The sequence below is a fragment of the Bacillus sp. FSL W8-1143 genome, from assembly GCF_037965155.1.
GTDB classification, from domain to species: domain Bacteria; phylum Bacillota; class Bacilli; order Bacillales; family Bacillaceae; genus Bacillus; species Bacillus pumilus.
Window position 1 is genome coordinate 3,307,228 of record NZ_CP150182.1, and the last position, 21,813, is coordinate 3,329,040.

Genomic DNA, 21,813 nt, shown 5'->3' on the forward strand with positions numbered 1-21,813 from the left:
CCTAAACACAATCTTCTATGAAATATATCGGCATATTTGCAGGGTTCTTTAATAAAAATCCCCCATTCTTTCGAAAAAGAATGAGGGACATCATTAGCTGAGTTTACGCTTTGGCAGCTTGTCCATATTATCAAGCATGACGCCAGTACCAACAGCTACACAATCCATCGGATTCTCAGCCACGAAAACTGGTACTTTCAGCTCTTCTGCAAGCAATTGATCAAGCCCGTTTAGAAGAGCTCCGCCACCTGTAATGATGACGCCGCGATCAATAATATCAGCTGATAATTCAGGCGGTGTTCTCTCAAGAACTTGCTTCGCAGCCTGAACAATCGCAGATACAGATTCACGCAATGCTTCTTCTACTTCTTTGCTTGTGACGGTAATCGTTCTTGGTAATCCTGTCACCATGTCTCGTCCACGAATTGAAATCTCTTCATGACGTGCGTCTGGGAATACCGTTGCAACTTGGATCTTAATATCCTCAGCCGTGCGCTCACCGATCAACAGCTTGTACTCTTTTTTAATGTAGTTGAGAATTTCCAGATCAAATTTATCTCCAGCCATTTTAATAGAAGAGGCGGTTACAATGTCACCCATTGAGATGACAGCGATATCTGTCGTTCCGCCTCCAATATCTACGACCATGTTTCCACTTGGCTGAAAAATATCCATACCAGCACCAATAGCTGCTACTTTTGGCTCTTCTTCAAGAAATACATGCTTACCGCCGCTTTTTTCAGCAGCTTCTTTGATCGCCTTCTGCTCAACAGATGTAATGTTTGTTGGGCAGCAGATGAGCATACGCGGCTTAGAGAATAGCCCTTTCACATTTAATGAGTTAATAAAATGCTTGAGCATCGCTTCAGTTACTTCAAAATCAGCAATTACGCCATCTTTTAATGGACGAATCGCAACAATATTCCCAGGCGTACGTCCAACCATACGTCTAGCCTCTTCTCCAACAGCCAAAACTTTCCCGCTGTTTTTGTCAAGAGCTACAACAGATGGTTCATTTAACACAATTCCTTTTCCTTTGACATGAATCAGTACATTGGCAGTACCAAGATCAATTCCAATATCCCTAGCAAACATCTATATATATCCTCCTTGAAAATCTGTTTCCATAGCAAATACCACATTCTGCCCTAATTATATATTCTATCATAATTTGCAGAAAAAAAGATATTTCTTTACAAAAGTCTTTACAAAATTTGTGGTTAGAAACTACCGATATGAGGAAGATATATATATCATGTTTAAGAACAAAGAACTAATCTTATTGTTTCACAGGCTCGCCTTCTAAAATTTCTTCTTTTTTATACTTTAATTTAGTGGCTTCTCCCCCTCGCAAGTGGCGGATTGATTTATGATAATCCAGTATCTCCTTCACTTCATTAGCCAGATCTGGATTAATTTCTGGCAGTCTTTCTGTTAAATCCTTGTGTACAGTACTTTTAGAGACTCCAAATTCTTTCGCAATTACACGAACGGTTTTCTTTGTCTCCACGATATACTTTCCTATCTTGATTGTTCGCTCTTTGATGTAATCGTGCACACCACTCGACCTCCCTAAAATGGATGTGAGAAGTGTGAAATGAGATCCGTATCAATATTGTCCATTTTCAGCGGCGCTTGTTCGTCTTAATTCCTCATCCATTAGGTAGTAAATGCCAAACACGATCCCTCACCTCAAACACTCTCTTTGTCAGGTTTGTAACAGTCTATTAGCATTGCATAGGGAATATGCTAAAAATGAAGATGGGACAAGGGATTTATCAGAAAATGCAATCATTTCGAGTGGCGAAAATTTTCACTTTACAAGAATGGGTCGAGCACGTAAAATAGAAAAGGTGATTTTATTTACCTAGCTAAATATTGAATAAAGGTGATCATATGGATACGTTAAATAGAGAGTGTTTACATCAAATACACCAAAGCGCCAGGTTGCTGTCTAAAAAGGCGAACGAAGCGCTTGCTGCTTATGACTTGTACATGTCCCAATGGACTGTACTTTTTTGTTTGGATACATTCGGCCCGAAAACCCAAAAAGACATTTGGACATATTTGAACGTCGAAGCCCCAACCATTACCCGAACCGTAACCCGTCTAGAAGCAAATGGCTGGGTGAAACGTGTACAAGGAAAAGACAAACGTGAAAATCTGATCGTGATGACAGATGATGCTAAGGCCCGATTTGAAGAAATCAAACGTACGATGGAACAATTTGAAGAAGAATGTCTTTCAAATTTCACCCACGAAGAAAAACAACTCCTCCATACACTTTTACACAAATTATCAACTGAATAGGAAGTGACATACATCATGAACGAACGCATTTGGACGAGAGACTTTATCATGATTGTCCTGGTGAATTTATTTACGTTCACCTCTTTTTATGCCCTTTTAACCTTGCTACCTATTTACACAATGGATGAACTAAATGGAACAGAATCACAGGGCGGTCTCCTTGTGACGGTCTTCTTATTGTCTGCCATTGTGACAAGACCGTTTTCAGGAGCGATTATTGAGAAATTCGGTAAAAAACAGATGGCGATTTTCTCATCAACGGCTTTTGCCTTACTCACTTACTTATACATCCCAATTGATCAATTCCAAACGCTTCTCATGCTGCGTTTCGTGCAGGGCATCTTTTTTAGCATTTTGACGACAGTAACCAGTGCCATTGCGGCAGATATGATTCCAAAACATAAACGCGGGGAAGGACTCGGCTACTTTGTCATGTCCATGAACCTCGCTGTGGTTATCGGTCCATTTATCGCACTGAATCAAGTAGGAAAAGTAGGATTCCATTCCTTATTCCTTCTTTTTTCCATTATCGTTACCATTGGTGCCGCTTTTACAATGCTGATCAGACAGCCAGAGCTTGAAGATGGGGGTAGTGTCGTCTTCCGATTTACTTTTTCTCATCTGTTTGAAAAAGGTGCATTAAAAACAGCGGCAGTCGGCATCATTATTTCCTTCTGTTATTCGCCGATCATTTCATTTATTTCAGTCTATGCCAATTCCCTTCACTTGATGGGGGCAAGCAGTTATTTCTTTATTGTGTTTGCGGCAGCGATGCTTGGATCACGTCCATTTACAGGCAGACTTTTTGACCGAGTAGGACCTCACATTGTGATCTATCCTTCGATTGCTCTTTTTGCGATTGGTTTATGGATGCTGACAGCTACACATTCAGCTACAATGCTTCTTCTATCAGGTGGTGTCATTGGACTTGGCTATGGATCGCTAGTACCATGTTTACAAACACTTGCCATTCAGCACTCACCAGCTCACCGTACAGGCTATGCGACGGCTACTTTCTTTACCCTATATGATACGGGTATTGCTGCTGGCTCATTTGTATTTGGTCTTCTTGTCAGCTTCACAGACTTTTCAAACGTATATCTCATTGCAGGTATTGTTGTCTTGCTCAGTATGTTTGTTTTTTATTGGAGTGAACGAAAGCCCCAAGAAGCAAAAGCACAGAAGGTCTCCCTATCAGAATAGGATTCTATTTTAAACTTCAACGGAAACATGCTAAAATATAGGATGTTTCAAATAGACGATTATTTGAAAAATAGTTGGCATTAAGCGAAGGTATAGGTGATGTTTTGAATTACGAATTGTTTAAAGTGATACACGGGATGGCTCATCATTCTGAGTTTTTAGATCAGGCCATGATTTTCATTACGAAAAAGGCCATTCTTGTGTACGCCCTTGTCTTATTGATTTGCTGGTTTTTAGGTAATCACAAATTTAAGAAGCATGTCTTCTTTTCCGGTGTAACGGGTATCGCGGCACTTATCGTCAATTTTGCGATTACACTGTTTCATTATGAGGAGCGGCCGTTTGTGGCGCATAAAGTCGACACACTCATTCCGCACTCAGCAGATGCTTCCTTCCCAAGTGACCATACAACAGGTGCACTGGCTCTTTCACTTGCCATTCGATCTCGTAATAAAAAGCTTGGCAACATCTTGCTCGTCTTTGGATTACTCACAGGATTCTCCCGCATCTGGGTCGGTCACCATTATCCATTAGATGTTTTAGGCAGCTTGGTCGTATCGATTGTGGTCGTCTTTATCATGAATAAATTATGGAAATTCTTTGACTCTCCAATTGATCGCATCGTTACTTTCTATGAGACAATTGTAGGGAAAATATTTAGAAGGAAGCAAAAGGATCAGGGCTCTGACCTGTCTAACTCTTAAGCGGCTTGCGATAACGTGATGAAGAATCTTCTTCCACTTATCGCGCCGCTTTTTTTATTGTCTGCCCTCCTCTGACCTTGTTCGAAAAATAAAGACTGACACCGATGCCGATAAGGGAAATCATGATCAGCGTCCAGCCTAACTGCTCAAAATGAGGCCCAGCAATTTCATCTCCAAACAGCATACCGAGAACAGCAGATGACAGAATGGAACCAAGATAGCGGCATGTTTGAAAAAGCCCAGAGGACGTGCCAATCATATGCTGAGGGCTTGCCTTGAGCATCGCAGCTTGCAGCGCAACATTTCCAATCCCGTAACTAAGTCCAAGCAGCGCTAGAACAAGCCCTTTTCCCCATAATGGTGCCGGTATAAAAAAGAAGGTCATCGCAGACGCCCCAGCCAGCATCAATACCGCACTGGCTAATACCGGATGGCGTTCATCCCCGAGGTCCACCCACTTACCCGTCAGCGGAGAGACAATGATGCTCACCCCAGACATGCAAAGCATAAAAAGACCCGTCATTTCCACACGCCAGCCTAATTCATCTTGGAAATAGCTCGGCAAACCAAAGAAAAGACAATAGAAAAAGATATTTAAAATGATAAATTGCACATACACGAGTGAAAGTCGCTGCTCCTGTCTGAACATCCGAATTTGAATAAACGGTTCATCCACCTGATACTCCCACCAAATAAAAGCGCCTGCACTCAAGAGACAAAGAATCCCCTGTACATATTGAATGCCATGACCTAGTGATAATAAAAACGAAAGCAGAAGGACAATACAAACTGTAAAAAGCAGCATCCCTGGCAGATCGAGCTTCCGTACCGTTTCACCTATACGCAGCTTTCTCTTTTTCTGCTCCTTTGGAAACAAAGATAGTCCAAGAAAGAAGCTGATTAAAATAAAAGGCAGATTCACTAAAAAGATAGCCGGCCAGCCGCCGATTGTCATTAAAAAGCCGCCAAGTGTCGGTCCAAGCGCCGTCATCGCTGAAGCAAAAATGGACAATACCGCTAACGCCGATGCCTGCTTGTCTTGAATATGATCCCGAATGAGTCCGACACCAGAAGGATAAATGGCACTGCTCCCAATTGCCTGCAATAGCCGGATCACAATCAGCACCGCAAACGTCGGGGCAAACGGCGCACAGATGGCTGAGACCGCGACAAGACCCAGTCCGAATAAAAATAATGTTCTCCGGCTCATCACATGATCCCCAACCCGGCCGCTCACCGGCTGCGTCACCGCACTAGCTAAATAAAAAGACGAAATAAGCCAAGATACAGTCGTAAATGACAAACCGAATTCATGCTGGATTTGATGCAAGGCCAAAGAAATCATTGAGGAATTCAACGGATTTAACATCGTCCCAAAGGCAATCGCAGTTAAAAAGACTTTTCGGTTGTCCCTCCACTTCTTCATACACCGACCCCCTCTTTGTGTTCTGACATGTTTCCTTCCGTTATTATGAGATTCATTTCCCTTTTTTACCCTGATCAATTCAAGTTCTCTCTTGGAAAAGCAAGACATACATTTTAAAAAGGGCGAGTGTTGGAAAAACACATATAAAATTGAGAATATGAGGAACAAATGGTAAGATGCTACACATATTTAAAAGCCTACTTTCTCCTTATATGGAGAAAGGCTGAAAAGGAGGAGAAGCTTATTATTAAGAAAAGACGGTTTTGGGTCCCAGCCCTTTTCTCGGTTGCAGTATTACTTCTGTCTTCGTGTGGTGCAAATGAAACAAATGGGAACGGAGATAAACGTAATTCTACAGCGAAAGGGTCGCCAATTTTGGAGGATGGAAAATTTATATTTGCAGCATCAGGTGAATTTCACCCGTTCAGTTACATGGATGGAAATCAGATGTCAGGCTTTGATATCGATGTAGGCAATGCGATTAGTGACAAACTAGGCCTCGAGCCTATACAGAAGAAATATAAATTCGCAGGCATCGTTGAAGGTGTGAAATCAGGAAAATTTGATGCGGCAGTTGCAAGTCATACCATCAATGAGGAACGAAAAAAACACGTCCTTCTTTCTAAGCCCTACTACTACTCTGGTCCGCAAATTTTCACAAGACCTGGAGCAGACATTCAACATGCTGATGATTTAAAAGGCAAAGAAATTGCTGTATCAAAAGGCTCGTCCTACGCTGATATTGCAAAGGAACATAGCGGGCAGGAACCAAAATATTACGACAGTGATGTAGTCGCTTTAGAAGCACTAGCCAACGGAAAACACGATGCAGTCGTGACGGATTTTGCGACAGGTGCAGAAGCCATGAAGAAAAAATTAAAGATCGAAGCGCAGGAAAGACTCGGACAAAGTGAGCAGGCAATTGCTGTATCTAAAGTAAATGAACAGCTCATAAAAGAGATCAACGATGCGATTGACGCATTAAAAAAGGACGGAACATTAAAACAAATTAGCGAGAAATACTTTGATGAAGACATCACAGTCAAACAAAATTAAAACCACGATTGTGCGCCTTTTTTAGGCGCACTTTCTTCAAATGGAGATGATTGTTTTGCCTACCCTATCACATTTTTTTCAGACGCTGATTGATTCAAGAGGTATTTTTTTAGAAGGAATGCTGCTCACCTTACAGCTCACTGTGATCAGCATCTTCATCGGCATGTTCATCGGGCTTTTCTTTGCTTTATTGAAAATATCACGCGTGGCTGTCTTCGGTTATATCGCCAACGCCTATATCTTCCTTGTACGCGGCACACCACTGATTGTTCAAATTTTCATCCTATATTTTGGACTGACAGAATTAAATATCCCCGACTTCTGGGCCGCTTCCATTGCGCTCGCCTTTCATAATGGAGCGTATATAGCAGAAATATTCAGAGGTGCCATCCAATCAATCGATAAAGGGCAAAAAGAGGCTGGACGCTCTCTTGGCATGGGGCGTTTTCTAACAATGAGACGCATTATTCTCCCGCAAGCGATGCGGCGTGCCCTCCCTCCTCTTGGCAACCAGTTCATTATTGGCTTAAAAGATTCATCACTCGCCGCCTTTATTAGCGTCAATGAACTATTTAACGTCGCCACCACCCAAGGCTCAAACAGCTTTGACAATATGACCTATTTACTTGTTGTAGCCGTCTATTACTTAGTTCTTGTCCTGCTGTTAACATTCGCTGTCCAAACCTTTGAGAAGAAACTCTCAGTCAGTGACCATTAGGAGGAGAAACATGACAGAATCAAAGGAACTCATTCGTGTTGAAAAACTCAATAAACACTTCGGAGAACTGCATGTTTTAAAGGATATCGACCTCACTGTTTATGAAAATGATGTGGTCGTCTTAATTGGAGCCAGTGGCTCTGGAAAAAGCACCTTGCTCCGCTGTATGAACTTTTTAGAAATCAAAAATGATGGAGAAATCGTCATTGATGGCAGCCCTGTTCACCCAAAACGCGATCAATTAAACGAGATGCGACAAAAAATAGGCATGGTGTTTCAGCATTTTAACCTCTTTCCGCATAAAACTGTGCTTGAAAACATCATCGAAGCGCCTGTTATGGTGAAAAAAACAAAAAAGGCTCAAGCTGTATCAGAAGCCAATGTCCTGTTAGAAAAGGTCGGACTTGCAGATAAAGCCAACATATATCCTTCTAAGCTATCAGGCGGTCAAAAGCAGCGTGTGGCTATTGCAAGAGCTCTCGCCATGAAACCAGATGTCATGTTATTTGACGAACCTACGTCTGCCCTCGATCCAGAGCTTGTAGGCGAGGTGCTGCAAACAATGAAAAGTCTCGCAAAAGAAGGCATGACGATGGTCATCGTCACACATGAAATGGGCTTTGCGAAAGAAGTCGCCGATCGTGTCGTCTATATGCACGAAGGCCGTATCGTCGAAGAAGGCACGCCATCAAAATTGTTCGATTCCCCTCAAGAGGAACGAACCAAGCTGTTTCTCAGCTCCATTTTATAGGTCAAACGCCCTTTATTTTTCATGCTCAATGCACGTTTTTTCTCATATTTCACGAACTTTTCATCCATTTATATTGAATATAACCAAAAACCATGTAAGATTACCTTACATGAATATGTCATATATGACTTTTCTCTCTATAATGAAGAATTAAGAAATCAATTAATTCTGAATGATTCAGGGGGAATGCAGCATGCAAATGGGTGATACAGTATTTATGTTCTTCTGCGCACTACTCGTGTGGTTAATGACACCGGGTTTAGCCTTATTCTACGGAGGACTCGTGAGAAGTAAAAACGTCCTAAGTACAACCATGCACAGCTTAACTTCACTAGCGATCGTCTCTATCGTATGGATCATGTTTGGCTATTCCTTGGCTTTTGCGCCAGGCAATGCATGGATTGGAGGCTTAGACTGGATTGGATTAAAAGGCGTTGGCTTTGAACCCGGTCCCTACAGTGAGACCATCCCACATTCATTGTTCATGATGTTCCAAATGACCTTTGCCGTCTTAACAACAGCCATCATCTCAGGTGCCTTTGCTGAACGAATTCGCTACTCAGCGGTCGTTGTGTTTACACTCCTTTGGGTCACATTTGTATACGCGCCAGTCGCACACTGGGTATGGGGCGGCGGTTGGATTGGCGAAATGGGTGCGCTCGACTTCGCTGGAGGAAACGTGGTTCACATTTCATCAGGTGTTGCAGGTCTAGTCGTAGCGATTGTGCTTGGGAAGCGTAAAGAAGCAGCAAGTTCTTCTCCTCACAATTTGATTTATACTCTTCTTGGCGGAGCTGTCATTTGGTTTGGATGGTTTGGCTTTAACGTTGGAAGTGCCCTTACCTTAGACAGTGTCGCAATGTATGCCTTTATTAACACCAATACAGCTGCTGCTGCGGGAATCATCGGCTGGCTGTTAGTCGAGTGGATGATCAACAAAAAACCGACCATGCTCGGCGCGATTTCTGGAGCCATCGCAGGTCTTGTGGCAATTACACCTGCCGCCGGTTTTGTCACACCTTTTGCTTCTATCATCATCGGAATTATTGGCGGGATTGTGTGTTTCTGGGGAGTCTTCTCACTCAAAGCCAAATTTGGCTATGATGATGCACTAGATGCATTCGGTCTTCACGGAATTGGCGGGACTTGGGGAGGAATTGCAACCGGGCTTTTCGCAACAACCTCTGTCAATGACGGTGGAGCCAATGGATTATTCTACGGAGATCCCAGCTTACTTTGGAAGCAAGTCGTCGCTATTGTTGCCACATATGCCTTTGTAGCTGTTGTGACATACGTAATCATCAAAGTGGTCAATCTCTTCTTTAAGATTCGCGCAACCGAAGAAGAAGAATCAGTGGGTCTTGATTTAACCATGCATGGGGAAAAAGCTTATCAAGATTAAAGAAAAAGGGGTGTCTCTATGAGCAAAATGTATAAAGTGGAGATTGTCACACGTCCAGCCAATTTTGAAACATTAAAGGTGGAGCTCGGAAAGATTGGCGTCACTTCCATTACCTTTTCGAATGTACACGGCTGCGGTTTACAAAAGGGACATACAGAGCTATACCGTGGCGTCAAAAAGGAAAGTAATGTGTACGAACGATTAAAGATTGAAATCGTCCTAAGCGAAGTACCTGTCGAACAGGTCGTTGAAACAGCTCAAAAGGTACTTCGTACAGGCGAACCAGGGGATGGGAAAATTTTTATATATGAGATAGAAAATACAATCAACATTCGGACAGGTGAAGAAGGACCTGCCGCTCTTTAAACCATCCTCCGCCGAGTGCGGGGGATTTTTTAAAGACAGAAAAAAACCTCTGCATGATTCATATACAGAGGTTTCAAGACTTAAGATTGTTTTGTTTCTTCAGATTGACTGCTGTCTTTAGAGGAATCAGAAGACTTTTCTTGATCAGAGGATTTGCCCTTCTCATCAGACTTTTCTTCAGATTTTTCTCCAGCAGGCTCTTTGGCCTTATCTTCAGCAGCAGGTTCCTTCGTTTTTTCATCAGCTTTTGGCTGAGCAGGTTCTTTTGCTTCTTCCGTCACTTCTTGCGCGGCCTTTTCAATAGTTGAAACAGGCTTGTCAATGAAGCTAAGTGGATTAAGCGCTAAACCTTCCATACGAATTTCAAAATGCACATGGTTGCCGCTTTCAGCACCATAAAGATTTTTACCAGAAGCACCGATGACATCATTCTGCTTCACTTCATCGCCTTCTTTAACACTCACCTGTGACAACGATTGATAAACAGTCGATAATCCATCTTCATGTTCAATTTCAACGACATGACCGAGAACTGGATCTTTTTTCGCTTGAACCACTGTTCCACTAAGAGCAGCTGTGACATCAAACACTTTGCCATCTTTATCTGCAAGATCAATACCTTTGCTCAAGGTATAGGTGTTATTATAGTTTACAAGTGCTGCTTCTTTTTCTTTTTGATCAGCATCTGCTTCATAGAACTTTTTCACGACAGAAACATTATCAGAATTCTGGACTGGCATGGCAACATTTTCAATTGGCTTTCCAACTTCAACGGCATCATCACGCTGTTCTTGCCCTGTTTGATTTCCATCAGATAGTTGGTCTTTCACATCTTTTGATACAGCTTGATACCAAAGAACGGCTGTTAACACGACCGCTGCGCTGACCAAGTAAATTGCAGGGAATACCCAGCGCTTACGGAAAAATTGCTGAACTTTTGTGATTTTGGAAGTACGTTTCTTTTCTTCCTCTCTCATTTTTCATCACCTCAGCAACATTCTGAACACTTTTCAAAAAATATATACACACGAAATCATTTTTCTTTTTATTTTGCGCAATCGCATCAATAATATGTATGATGAATGAAAAAAAGATGGGGGACTTTAATGTGAAAACTTTCAACCGTATAGCAACAGAAGATGACCTCAAAGCAATCGTTGATATTTACAATTCGACTATTGCTTCAAGAGAAGTAACCGCCGATACAGAACCAGTTTCAGTTGAAGACCGCCGGCAATGGTTTTTGAATCATTCAGAGAAAAGACCTCTCTATGTGAAAACAGATGAGGATGGACATATTTACGGCTGGCTCAGCTTTGAAACGTTTTATGGAAGACCTGCATACAACGGGACCGTTGAAATGAGTATTTACTTAAACCAAGACGATCGAGGGAAAGGCTTAGGGTCACTTTTTTTACAAGAGGCCATTGAGTTGGCACCTTCACTAGGCATTCGAACATTACTCGCCTTTATTTTCGGGCACAACGAAGCCAGCATTCGATTATTTAAAAAGCACGGCTTTGAAACATGGGGTCACCTGCCACGCATCGCAGAAATGGACGGCAGCAGGTACGATTTAGACATTCTAGGAAAAGAATTATAAAATGAGCGTCTCTCCAACAAAGAGACGCTTTTTTATGATGCGTGTAACAGCTGTTCAAACTGTTTCGCATTTTGAACAGATTTTCTTTGGAGGATGATGCCATGTTCATCTATCAGAATCGCTTGCGGAACAACAGTTACCCCATACAGCTCCATGATTTGCGAAGAGCGCATATACACAGCTTGATCAGGCAGCAATTGAAGGAGCAATGCATCATCTCCTTGTTCATCTCCATTGATGAACATGAACTGAGTATCATCGCTAGAAATGTGCTGACGCATATCAGACAAAATGCTTTTGCATGTCATACAAGTGGTATTTACAAATAACAGCATCACGGCTCTTCCGTTCTGTAAATACTCCTTTAAAATAACCTTATCTCCTAAATGTGTATAGCTTCGAAATAACGGCGCAGCATCACCAACATCCGCTTCCTTTAATTCAATCCCATCAAGGGATTTAATTTTACTCATAAATTTTCCGATAAAGCGGGCAAGCAAAAACACGACCGCCAGCTGAGCAATGACAATGAATAACACAATAATTAGTAGAATATCAGTCATTTCACTTAGTCTCCTTCTATAAACGATTTAAATTGATTCATCCATTTTCTTTTGAACATCATGATTGTTTTCCCAACCGCTATAATCAAACAGACAGCCACTGCAATCAAAAAACAAATAATATGAAGTGGCCACGGAATTGTTTCTACATAGGGATGGACATAAAACAACCCAATCATAAGAGCCAACATCGACACATTACGAATCACAATTCCCCAGTGAAGATGGTCATTTTCAAGCAAACCTCCACAGCCGCATGAAATGTTACGATGTCCTCTCAATAAATTGAAGGTGACCGCTCCAGTATAGATACATAAAAGTGCTGTAAGACCAATCGCAGGTACAAGAGACATGTTCCACACGAACAATAAACCTGTACAAGCCAATTCAACAGTCAAAAACAAATAAAACATGGGCGCCGTGAGCGCAGGAGGCAGCAGTCGATAAGCATCCATCTGCTGAATATGCGCCGTTTGTTTTCTCACTTTATCAAGCCATGCACCTGCAAAGATGATTCCTAATAAATAGACACCTATAAAATAAAAGACACTCACCTTACGCCATCTCCTTTTGTTGAAATAGTTGGGATTGTGCCTCAAAAAGCCTTTTGTACTCTCCATCTAGCGCCATTAGCTCTTCATGGTTCCCCTCTTCAACGAAAGCACCATCTTTCATCACGATAATCCGGTCTGCTAAGCGGGCCGCTCCCATACGATGTGTGATAAACAAGACCCCTTGATCCTGCGTATGATCGAATAGCTTTCGAATGAGTGAAATCTCCGATAGCGGATCGAGAGCAGAAGTCGGTTCATCTAAAATGATAAAATCACTTTCTCTAAAAAAGGTTCTCGCCATCGCAAGCTTTTGCCATTGTCCGCCAGACAGTTCATGACCTTCTTCAAAAAACCGCCCAAGCTGCGCATCGTATGTTTCTTCCATTTGATGAATTCTTTTCTCTATGCCGGCTTGCCGTGCAGCTGAGATCATGCGCTCTTTATCATCTATTTCGTCAATACGGCCAAATCCAATGTTTTCTTTCACAGTGAATTCGTACTTCATAAAATCTTGAAAAAGGACGGCCATTCTCGCATGATATGATTTTTTATAAATGGTCGAAATCGATTCACCATTGACCTTTTGCATATTCGGCTTATCTGGATCATATAAACCAGTCAAGCATTTAATCAAGGTCGTCTTACCTGATCCGTTATCCCCCACCAATGCAATGCGTTCACCTTTATCGATATGAAAATGTATATGTTCAATAGCAGGCGTTTTCATATTCGGATAGGTAAAAGAGAGATTTTCTAGCGTAATGGACTGAATACATTCAATCCTCCGAAGCGATGCCGCTTCCTCTGTCTGCTCATCAATTTCTTCTTCTCTCTTTTGAAAAGCTCTCATTTCATCAATATAGAGACTCGTTTCATATAAACTAGAACATTCCCTCGTCAAATCCTGAAAACCACTTTGAATATTTTGCACAGCTTGGAGCACAGCGACAAACGTACCCGCAGCTAATTTCTTTTGAAAGATAAGAAAGACAATAAAAAGACCGCAGCACACATAGGCAAATGTCATAAGCAATCCACCTGCCATCTCCCAGCGAACCTGACGTTTTAGTAATTTATATTTTTCATCTGCACTTTTTACATAATGGCCTTTCCATTTTTGAAGAAGGTAATTCCCTATTCCATATAAACGGATTTCCTTCAATGAATCTCGCTGCGCAACAAGATCAGACACATACATTTCTCTTCGATCATTTGCCGTTAACATGCGGTTTAATTGATACCGTGCGCCTCCAAAGAAAAGCTCAATCCACAAGACAGGCAGAGTACATAAGATCAGAATGACCGCCAAGCCCCAATGGATACCAATCATATAAATGAGAAGTGATACAACAGTAATCAATGCGCTCATGATTGTAAAAATACTTCTAACCATACTCAGAACATGCTGATGACTGTTCATCACACGTTGACTTTCATTATAAAAAGACGGGTGTTCAAATGTAATATATGGAAGCTTGATCGCTTTTTGAAGCAATTCACCCTTCAAATGCAAACCAATCAGATTTGTCGCTTTCTGCTGACTAAGCTGAAGAATGAATTGAAGCCCATATCCTAAAATCACAATGACCATTTGCAACCCAAATAACCTTAAGACCTTTTGAATATCTCCTGAAGAAGTCATGAATAAAATAATTTCATTAATCAATGTTTGAATAATCCAGACACTAGCCAAAGGCATAAAGCCAACGATCACTTGGATGAATAGAGTTAACAGAAGATATGATCGACTTCTTTTCCAAGTATAGGAGATTGCATATAAACAATGGTTCACTGTACTCATCAAACGCTCCACCTTACACCATTTAGTATAATTGACATATTTTTGATATTTATATTATGATAGCTCTGCGTAACTTCATTCTGAGAGGACGATATACGATGACTTCAATCTTACTTTTACAGCTAACTCTTATTCTTTGTAGCCTTTTATTGACGATCGGAATCATTATCTATTTAAAACACCAGATGGAATTAATCATCTTACCGATCCAGCATGTTGGACAAAAATTTGTTCATCCGCTACTCGAAAAACCATCACCTATTCAAATAAATGATCTACTGCAAACCAATCACAAGCAGCAGCTGCTTGTATTCACTGACACAGCATGTCCGCATTGCATCCCATCACTGGAACAATTCCTAGAAACGAAAAAGCAGCGTCAATTAGACATTTCTTTTAGTATTTTGCTAAAGAATGGGAAAGAAGAGGATCAAGAATTATATCGTGATAACCAAACCAGCATGCGAATTATCTCAGTGGACGAACAAATGATAGGCGCCTTTCATATTGAAGAGTTTCCATATTACATCATGGTAGAAGAAGATGAAACAATCTCATATGCAGCCCCTTTTCCGGATGGTCTTTATTCAAGGTTTTCTGCAAAATAAACATAAATGAGGCATGTGAAGATAACAAACACACGCCTCATTTTTTTATTGGTTTGGATCTGCCTGAACATCCTGATCCTTTTCCCTTGCGGCGATTTCACTCGCTTCACTTGAAGCTGTGGCTTGTTCCTCAGCTTGTTCAAACTCACTGCGAGCCTCATTTGAAATATCTACTTGGTCACCATGCTGATTCACAGTAACGGACGAAGAAGACGATTCTTTTTGAACCTCTTTCTCTAGTTCCTTTAATTTAGACACATGAAGCTCTAAATCTTTTCCTTGCTGAACTAGAGTCAGTTGTTGAAATAATGCCTTTCTCTCTTCTGGAGAATGGTCGCCTTGAACAATTTTCGCTGCTTGGTTTAAAAAAGAATTGGATGTTTGACTCGCTTGACGACTGTTTGACGTCTGCATAGCATTTGTTAAGAATGAAATTGAAGATATGCTCATGCGTTCACATCCTATTAAATAAAATCCTTGAATTTAGCAGCCACATCTAATGCGTTCTTGGCTAGTACAAATCTCACCTGTATCACGATCCACGTAGTAACGGAAAGTTCCAACACCTTGAAGGAAACAAGTTGGCGCTGATTTGCATGAAGTGACTAATTTTTGCAAAATACATCTTGAAGCTGCAGGTTGAACATTGGTCATTTTGTTTAAGAAACGATCTAACATATGAATTCCACCTTCCAATTTTTATGGTAATACAACACAATAATAACCAATTACAAGACAACTAACAACATATTTTGATAATTTTACTAATTATTTTTAACTACTAATCTTATTTATGACATAAATTGTCGTTAAAATTCATAGTAAATGTTACTTTTTTCTTATTCGAAGATAATTTATTTATCCATAAATAGTAAAGTGAAGATAGAAATTTTTAAAATTGTTCTACATTCACTCTTCCTAAAGTACTACCTGCTCAAGTATGATAAAGAGTGAATACATAAAGGAGTGAACACCATTGCAACAAACTGAGAAAATTATTCAATCTCTTCATTCGATCACAAAGTGGGGAAAAGTTGGTAGTATATTTCTCTATATTTCAGGTGGCTTAGCTATTCTTATTGGTTTTTGGCTTGTTCTTCCTGCTGCCCTTGGCGTCTTCCTCATTATGATGGGAATCCATGTACAAAAATCTGTAAACGCAGCGGAACAATTAATTCAAGCTTCTGATACTTCTTATGAAGAGTTATTAGAACAATATGCTAAGATGATGAAAATGCAGACACTATTTGCCATATCAAGTATTGTCGCAGCCATTCTATCATTCATCGCCATTATCCTGATGCTGGTATTAGGCGGTCTAGCATTTCTTCAAGAAATTCCTAGTGACATTCAGCACTACGAAGGTGAATACGAAGAAGAGCTTGGTGACTTTTATTAATGGAGAGGGGGTATCAATGAACATTTGATACCCCTTTTGTTTGATATTTGGCATCGTTTTATCCTTCTAAGCTTGACATTCTATCTTGATCATTTTAAAATACAAATCGTAACTATTACGAATTAAAGGAGGTTCCTATTACCGATGCGTGTAAAAATTACCTTAGCCTGTACTGAAACTGGTGACAGAAACTATATCACAACAAAGAATAAAAGAACGAATCCGGACCGACTGGAGTTAAAAAAATATTCCCCTCGGTTAAAGAAATATACCCTTCATAGAGAAACAAAATAATTTTTTAGGTTTCAAATCGTAATCATTACTTTTTAAGAGAGGCGGAAATGAACATGAGCATTGGCAAAGGGACAGAAGGAAATGAATAAGCGAATACCCGTTACAGTATTAAGTGGTTTTTTAGGAGCTGGAAAAACAACGATATTAAATCATGTACTACAAAATCGTAAAGGGTTAAAAGTAGCTGTTATTGTTAATGACATGAGCGAAATTAATATTGATGCAGAACTAATCAAACAAGGCGGTGAGCTCTCTCGATCAGATGAGAAGCTAGTTGAATTATCTAATGGTTGTATTTGCTGCACATTAAGAGAAGATTTGTTAATCGAAGTAGAGCGCCTATGTAAGACTGGTCATATTGATTATATTGTCATTGAGTCAACAGGTATTAGTGAACCTATTCCAGTCGCGCAAACTTTCTCTTATATTGATGAAGAAATGGGGATAGATTTGACGCGCTTTTGCCGGCTAGACACGATGGTCACTGTTGTAGATGCGAACCGTTTCTGGACCGACTTCCAGTCAGGAGAAAGTCTATTAGACCGTAAACAAGCCGTTTCCGATGATGACGAACGAGAAATTTCCGATTTACTGATTGATCAAATTGAATTTTGCGATGTGTTGATTATCAATAAGTGTGATCTAGTATCAAACTCAGAATTAGACCGACTTGAGCACGTGCTGACCACACTTCAACCAGAAGCATCTATCATCAGAACCTCAAAAGGGCAAGTAAAGCCAAGTGACATTTTAAATACTGGTTTATTCGATTTTGAAAAGTCCAGTGCTTCTGCTGGCTGGATTAAAGAAATCAACGCTGGGCATTCTCAGCATACGCCAGAAACAGAAGAATACCAAATCTCATCCTTTGTTTATGAAAGAAGACTTCCCTTCCATACTGGCAGGTTAAATAATTGGTTAGATCAGATGCCAGAGCAAATAGTTCGCGCTAAAGGATTTACATGGCTTGCCACACATCATGATTTAACCATTTTAATTTCACAGGCTGGAAAATCTGTTGCGATTGAACCAATTGCCTACTGGATTGCTGCCTTGCCTGAGCAAGAAAAAGCACAGATATTAAAGCAAGAACCAGAGCTTCTTGATGAGTGGGACGCAGAATTTGGTGACAGGCATACAAAACTTGTGTTTATTGGCGTAGATTTACCTAAAGCAGATATCATTCGCACACTTGATCAATGCTTACTCACACCTGAGGAATTTGATCAAGAATGGACTACGTTTGAAGACCCCTTTCAATGGAAAATCCAACATTAAGCAAGGAGGGTTTTAAGTGGCAAAGAAATCTAAAATTGCTAAAGAAAAAAAGCGGCAGCAGCTTGTATTGAAATATGCAGAATTAAGAAAAGAGTTGAAAGAAAAAGGTGAATATGAAACTTTAAGGAAATTACCTAGAGACTCTTCCCCTACTCGCTTAAAAAACCGCTGTGAGTTAACCGGTCGTCCTAGAGGTTACTTACGAAAATTTAAAATGTCTAGAATTGCTTTTCGTGAGCTTGCCTATAAGGGCCAAATTCCAGGAGTGAAAAAATCGAGCTGGTAAAGATTGAGTTGATCTTATCACAGCTCCCATAAAAGTAAAGCAGTAAAAAATGTTGAAAAATCTATTTTCTAAGCATATCTCAACCTTTTTGAGCCACAAAATAACATTTTAAAAACCAGCAGAGTTTCTGCTGGTTTTTGATCATGACAGGATTCTAAGATGAATAGACCTATTTCTATAAAAGGATTTTCAACAATGACTATGACATTTTCTCTACTTTTCAAAAAATCATGATCATGATACTTTGTTGTCACTACCCACCGATGTATGACATTTCAACTTTTTTCTGATCTTTCTTCTGCTCTCTCTCAGCTGAATATTGATCATCTCTATTCGACCATAGTTCCTTCAATATGTTCTTTATATCTTCATTATCTTTTGTTGAGCGAATCACCCGCTTCAGATCAAAACCCGATGATGCAAAAAGACATGTAAACAATTCACCGCGAGCAGAAAGTCTCGCTCTATTACATGTTCCACAAAAGGCATCTGAAACAGAAGAAATAATGCCTATCTCCTCTCCTGAACCATCTTGGTAATAGAATCGGTTGGCTACTTCACCTGGATATTGAGGAGGTTCTGGTTTGATGGGAAATGTTGAATCAATTAGACCAATAATCTCTTTCTTTGTCATGACATGCTCTAGATTCCATTTGTTCGTATTTCCGACATCCATAAACTCGATAAATCTGAGAACATGTCCTTCTTTTTTAAAGTAAGCTGCCATTGGTAAGACATCCTGATCATTCACACCTTTTTGAACAACCATATTGATCTTAATAGCAAGTCCAGCTTTTTTTGCAGCCTCAATCCCATCAAACACTTTTTGGATAGAAATATTCCTTCCGTTCATTTGCTTAAAACGGTCAGGGTTTAATGAATCCAAACTAATGGTGACTCTTTGAAGACCTGCTTTCTTTAACTTTTCAGCATATACAGGTAAAAGCGTTCCATTGGTTGTCATAGCAATATCTTCGATTCCTGGAATTTTCGAGAGCTTTTCTATTAAGATAGGCAAATCTTTTCGCATTAAGGGTTCACCACCCGTGATGCGTATTTTCACCACACCTAGGTCCTTTGCAAAAAGGGTAGCAAGCTGTTCAATTTCTTCGAAACTAAGCAGTTCTTCTTTATTCAAAAAAGGATAATCTGGTCCAAAAATTTCAGCAGGCATACAGTACGTACATCTAAAGTTACAGCGATCTGTTACTGAGATTCTTAAATCGCGCAATGGTCGATGTCTCTTATCCAATATACTGTCCATACTTTGCCTCCTATTCTGTTATACGCTGATGGTGAGTGTATATATTAAAAGATTCTCCTCTGACAAATCCAACTGTCGTGATATTTAATTCTTCTGCCATATTAAGCGCCAGCTCAGTTGGTGCTGATTTTGAGATGACGATCGACACTCCTAGTTTTGCTGCCTTCAATAGAACTTCTGACGATATCCGGCCGCTAAACACAAGGATTTTATCTCTAAGCGGAATTCGATGAAGTAAACAGTATCCATATATTTTATCTAAAGCATTATGTCTTCCTATATCAGTTCTAGTGATGAATAGTTTTTCTGTGTCACACAGTCCAGCATTATGCACACCACCAGTATGTTGAAACAATTGACTTTCTTCTTGTAAACATTTCATTAGGCGTATACAAGTATCAGCAGAAATGTTGATTCGATCAATGGCTGTTTTTGCTGTTTTCACATCTTGGAGAAAATAAAAATGTCTCCCTTTCCCGCAGCAAGAACCAATCACCCGCTTTGTAAAATCTGATGACTGAAATCGGCTTGAGTGAACTAAATCAACATAGGCAAAGCCCATACTTTCATCTATTGTAAACCTTTTAATCTCATTTTCAAATCGAATGACTCCTTCTGAAGCTAAAAAACCGATCACCAATTCTTTCAAATGATCTGGTGAACAAACAAGTGTTACAAATTCCTCTCCATTCACGATCACAGTTAAAGGAAATTCTTCTACAACTTCATCTGTTTTGCAAGTAAATTGACCTTCACGGTATTGGTGTATAACTCGTTTCTTTTTAACAGAAGGATTCATTGTATGATCTTCCTTTCAGCACAAATTTAGTTATATGAACCAATCAAATTGTGATATTATTTTAAAAAGTCATAAAAATGTAACATATTTCTATCTTATCAAACTTTTTGATTGCTTTATATGGGGGGAACAAAATGAATAAATCGAAAAATCGCTGGCTCATCGCAACAAGTGCTGTAGGAATTCATTTATCTATTGGGTCTGTTTATGCTTGGAGTGTTTTTACGAATCCTTTACATCAGGCCTTTCAGTGGTCATTGACAGAAATAAGCCTGACCTTCAGTATTGCTATTTTATTTTTAGGATTATCTGCTGCTTTCATGGGGCATTTCGTTGAAAGATATGGCCCAAGGGCATCAGGGCTCTTCTCAGCCATTTTCTTCGGTATCGGGATGACAGGGTCAGGATTCGCTGTACACATGTCCTCACTCCCTCTCCTCTATTTATTTTATGGTGTACTCGCTGGGATAGGATTAGGGGTAGGCTACATTGCACCTGTATCAACTTTAGTGAAATGGTTTCCGGACCGAAGAGGACTTGCAACCGGCTTAGCTATTATGGGTTTTGGATTTGCGTCTCTTATTTGCAGCCCAATTATCCAATATCTCATTGAAAAAGTAGATATCGCAAATACCTTTTACATTCTTGGAATTTCCTATTTTATGATCATGGTGATTTCATCTCTTTATTTATCACCACCAACACCTGATGACGTCAAACAATTTGATGTGTTAAAAACAAATCAAAGAAAAATCCCTCAGGATTTATCACACCTTACAGCAAATGAAGCGATCAAAACACGACGTTTTTATTATTTGTGGCTCATGCTCTTTATTAATATCACATGCGGAATTGCCATTATTTCAGTAGCATCGCCTCTTGCTCAAGAAAGTGTTGGATTCACTGCTGGTGCTGCAGCTACCCTTGTTGGCATTTTAGGTGCTTTTAATGGTTTAGGACGGATTGGCTGGGCTTCCTTCTCAGATTATATCGGAAGGCCGAATACGTATACAATCTTCTTTAGTATCCAGCTCATTGCCTTTCCTTTACTTCCCTACTTAAAAGAACCGCTCGTCTTTTCAATCGTGATGGCGATCATTTATACGTGCTATGGAGGAGGGTTTGCCTCAATTCCAGCCTATATTGGGGATTTATTTGGCACGAAACAACTTGGTGCCATACACGGTTATATTTTGACAGCCTGGGCAACTGCTGGTTTAGCAGGACCTTTATTTTCATCCTTTATCCGGGATATAACAGGTAACTACACGCAGAGTCTGATGGTGTTCTCTGGCTTATTTTTCATCGCTTTTATCATATCTCTTCTCATACGGAAGGATATTCAGCAGCTTAGAGAAACAAACCTTACTGCTGCTGCTTCTGTCTCATCCCGACCTTAATTTGAATTTGACAGAATCACAATCTAAA

Annotated in this window: 26 protein-coding genes; 15 read left to right on the forward strand and 11 right to left on the reverse strand. The window is 40.2% G+C overall.

The genetic code is table 11. The annotated features are described in order from the left end of the window. Positions 1–93 precede the first annotated feature (93 nt). Positions 94–1,095, reverse strand: a complete 1,002-nt coding sequence (gene mbl / locus NSQ36_RS16940) for a cell shape-determining protein Mbl (RefSeq protein ID WP_012011515.1) — start codon at positions 1,093–1,095, stop codon at positions 94–96. A 184-nt stretch (positions 1,096–1,279) separates the two neighbouring features. Next, a complete protein-coding gene (gene spoIIID, locus NSQ36_RS16945) occupies positions 1,280–1,558 on the reverse strand; it encodes a sporulation transcriptional regulator SpoIIID (protein WP_008343327.1) in 279 nt (92 codons plus the stop codon). A 338-nt stretch (positions 1,559–1,896) separates the two neighbouring features. Here spoIIID and NSQ36_RS16950 point away from each other — a divergent pair, with 338 nt between their 5' ends. From NSQ36_RS16950 to NSQ36_RS16960, 3 genes are all read left to right on the forward strand, one after another. Continuing rightward, positions 1,897–2,310, forward strand: coding sequence for a MarR family transcriptional regulator (locus NSQ36_RS16950; protein ID WP_003214738.1), 414 nt, complete (start codon positions 1,897–1,899; stop codon positions 2,308–2,310). Positions 2,311–2,325: 15 nt separating this feature from the next. Beyond that, on the forward strand, positions 2,326–3,513 hold the full coding sequence (locus NSQ36_RS16955) for an MFS transporter (RefSeq protein ID WP_106035687.1): 1,188 nt from the start codon (positions 2,326–2,328) through the stop codon (positions 3,511–3,513). Positions 3,514–3,617: 104 nt separating this feature from the next. Further along, positions 3,618–4,217, forward strand: a complete 600-nt coding sequence (locus NSQ36_RS16960) for an undecaprenyl-diphosphatase (protein ID WP_034660243.1) — start codon at positions 3,618–3,620, stop codon at positions 4,215–4,217. Positions 4,218–4,254: 37 nt separating this feature from the next. Here NSQ36_RS16960 and NSQ36_RS16965 read toward each other — a convergent pair whose 3' ends face one another. Next, the gene (locus NSQ36_RS16965; protein WP_251190710.1) at positions 4,255–5,643 is read right to left on the reverse strand and encodes an MFS transporter; all 1,389 of its coding nucleotides are present in this window, start codon (positions 5,641–5,643) and stop codon (positions 4,255–4,257) included. 168 nt (positions 5,644–5,811) lie between these two features. Here NSQ36_RS16965 and NSQ36_RS16970 point away from each other — a divergent pair, with 168 nt between their 5' ends. The 5 genes from NSQ36_RS16970 (at position 5,812) to NSQ36_RS16990 (ending at position 9,936) form a co-directional block, all read left to right on the forward strand. After that, positions 5,812–6,699, forward strand: coding sequence for a transporter substrate-binding domain-containing protein (locus tag NSQ36_RS16970; protein WP_251190709.1), 888 nt, complete (start codon positions 5,812–5,814; stop codon positions 6,697–6,699). A gap of 40 nt (positions 6,700–6,739) precedes the next feature. Further along, a complete protein-coding gene (locus NSQ36_RS16975; RefSeq protein ID WP_251190708.1) occupies positions 6,740–7,417 on the forward strand; it encodes an amino acid ABC transporter permease in 678 nt (225 codons plus the stop codon). A gap of 10 nt (positions 7,418–7,427) precedes the next feature. Next, the gene (locus NSQ36_RS16980; protein ID WP_251190707.1) at positions 7,428–8,168 is read left to right on the forward strand and encodes an amino acid ABC transporter ATP-binding protein; all 741 of its coding nucleotides are present in this window, start codon (positions 7,428–7,430) and stop codon (positions 8,166–8,168) included. A 193-nt stretch (positions 8,169–8,361) separates the two neighbouring features. After that, the gene (locus tag NSQ36_RS16985) at positions 8,362–9,570 is read left to right on the forward strand and encodes an ammonium transporter (protein ID WP_003215412.1); all 1,209 of its coding nucleotides are present in this window, start codon (positions 8,362–8,364) and stop codon (positions 9,568–9,570) included. 18 nt (positions 9,571–9,588) lie between these two features. After that, a complete protein-coding gene (locus tag NSQ36_RS16990; protein ID WP_003214763.1) occupies positions 9,589–9,936 on the forward strand; it encodes a P-II family nitrogen regulator in 348 nt (115 codons plus the stop codon). A gap of 80 nt (positions 9,937–10,016) precedes the next feature. Here the strand turns inward: NSQ36_RS16990 and NSQ36_RS16995 are convergent, their stop codons facing one another. After that, complete coding sequence (locus NSQ36_RS16995) at positions 10,017–10,913, reverse strand: peptidoglycan DD-metalloendopeptidase family protein (protein ID WP_003214850.1); 897 nt, start codon at positions 10,911–10,913, stop codon at positions 10,017–10,019. Between the two features lie 116 nt (positions 10,914–11,029). Between NSQ36_RS16995 and NSQ36_RS17000 the strand changes: the two genes are divergently transcribed. Then, complete coding sequence (locus NSQ36_RS17000) at positions 11,030–11,539, forward strand: GNAT family N-acetyltransferase (protein WP_034620260.1); 510 nt, start codon at positions 11,030–11,032, stop codon at positions 11,537–11,539. A 32-nt stretch (positions 11,540–11,571) separates the two neighbouring features. Here NSQ36_RS17000 and NSQ36_RS17005 read toward each other — a convergent pair whose 3' ends face one another. The 3 genes from NSQ36_RS17005 to NSQ36_RS17015 are packed head-to-tail and all read right to left on the reverse strand — an operon-like array spanning position 11,572 to position 14,457. Then, positions 11,572–12,102: a thioredoxin fold domain-containing protein gene (locus NSQ36_RS17005; RefSeq protein ID WP_251190706.1), complete on the reverse strand. Its 531-nt coding sequence runs from the start codon at positions 12,100–12,102 to the stop codon at positions 11,572–11,574. 5 nt (positions 12,103–12,107) lie between these two features. After that, complete coding sequence (locus tag NSQ36_RS17010) at positions 12,108–12,656, reverse strand: MauE/DoxX family redox-associated membrane protein (protein WP_339206198.1); 549 nt, start codon at positions 12,654–12,656, stop codon at positions 12,108–12,110. 1 nt (position 12,657) lies between these two features. Next, positions 12,658–14,457, reverse strand: coding sequence for an ABC transporter ATP-binding protein (locus tag NSQ36_RS17015; protein WP_251190704.1), 1,800 nt, complete (start codon positions 14,455–14,457; stop codon positions 12,658–12,660). Positions 14,458–14,555: 98 nt separating this feature from the next. Between NSQ36_RS17015 and NSQ36_RS17020 the strand changes: the two genes are divergently transcribed. Continuing rightward, complete coding sequence (locus NSQ36_RS17020; protein WP_284907419.1) at positions 14,556–15,065, forward strand: hypothetical protein; 510 nt, start codon at positions 14,556–14,558, stop codon at positions 15,063–15,065. Between the two features lie 45 nt (positions 15,066–15,110). Here the strand turns inward: NSQ36_RS17020 and NSQ36_RS17025 are convergent, their stop codons facing one another. Then, positions 15,111–15,515: a hypothetical protein gene (locus NSQ36_RS17025; RefSeq protein ID WP_137054288.1), complete on the reverse strand. Its 405-nt coding sequence runs from the start codon at positions 15,513–15,515 to the stop codon at positions 15,111–15,113. A gap of 33 nt (positions 15,516–15,548) precedes the next feature. Next, positions 15,549–15,743 carry a hypothetical protein gene (locus NSQ36_RS17030; protein ID WP_003215165.1) on the reverse strand — a complete coding sequence of 65 codons (195 nt, stop codon included), beginning with the start codon at positions 15,741–15,743 and terminating at the stop codon, positions 15,549–15,551. Positions 15,744–16,041: 298 nt separating this feature from the next. Between NSQ36_RS17030 and NSQ36_RS17035 the strand changes: the two genes are divergently transcribed. The 4 genes from NSQ36_RS17035 to rpsN all read left to right on the forward strand — a co-directional run bounded on the left by NSQ36_RS17035 (position 16,042) and on the right by rpsN (position 18,322). Further along, entirely contained in the window at positions 16,042–16,464 is a 423-nt protein-coding gene (locus tag NSQ36_RS17035; RefSeq protein WP_339206201.1) for a DUF5362 family protein, read from the forward strand. Between the two features lie 144 nt (positions 16,465–16,608). After that, positions 16,609–16,758, forward strand: a complete 150-nt coding sequence (gene rpmG, locus NSQ36_RS17040; protein WP_003214771.1) for a 50S ribosomal protein L33 — start codon at positions 16,609–16,611, stop codon at positions 16,756–16,758. Positions 16,759–16,839: 81 nt separating this feature from the next. Continuing rightward, entirely contained in the window at positions 16,840–18,036 is a 1,197-nt protein-coding gene (locus tag NSQ36_RS17045) for a GTP-binding protein (RefSeq protein ID WP_050944430.1), read from the forward strand. Between the two features lie 16 nt (positions 18,037–18,052). Further along, positions 18,053–18,322 (forward strand): 30S ribosomal protein S14, encoded by a 270-nt coding sequence (rpsN, locus tag NSQ36_RS17050; protein ID WP_339206202.1) that lies wholly within the window; start codon positions 18,053–18,055, stop codon positions 18,320–18,322. Between the two features lie 253 nt (positions 18,323–18,575). Here the strand turns inward: rpsN and moaA are convergent, their stop codons facing one another. Both moaA and fdhD read right to left on the reverse strand, forming a co-directional pair. After that, a complete protein-coding gene (gene moaA / locus NSQ36_RS17055; protein WP_339206204.1) occupies positions 18,576–19,586 on the reverse strand; it encodes a GTP 3',8-cyclase MoaA in 1,011 nt (336 codons plus the stop codon). 10 nt (positions 19,587–19,596) lie between these two features. Then, the gene (gene fdhD / locus NSQ36_RS17060; protein ID WP_050944433.1) at positions 19,597–20,385 is read right to left on the reverse strand and encodes a formate dehydrogenase accessory sulfurtransferase FdhD; all 789 of its coding nucleotides are present in this window, start codon (positions 20,383–20,385) and stop codon (positions 19,597–19,599) included. Positions 20,386–20,519: 134 nt separating this feature from the next. Here fdhD and NSQ36_RS17065 point away from each other — a divergent pair, with 134 nt between their 5' ends. Then, positions 20,520–21,785 (forward strand): OFA family MFS transporter, encoded by a 1,266-nt coding sequence (locus NSQ36_RS17065; protein ID WP_339206207.1) that lies wholly within the window; start codon positions 20,520–20,522, stop codon positions 21,783–21,785. Positions 21,786–21,813 lie beyond the last annotated feature (28 nt).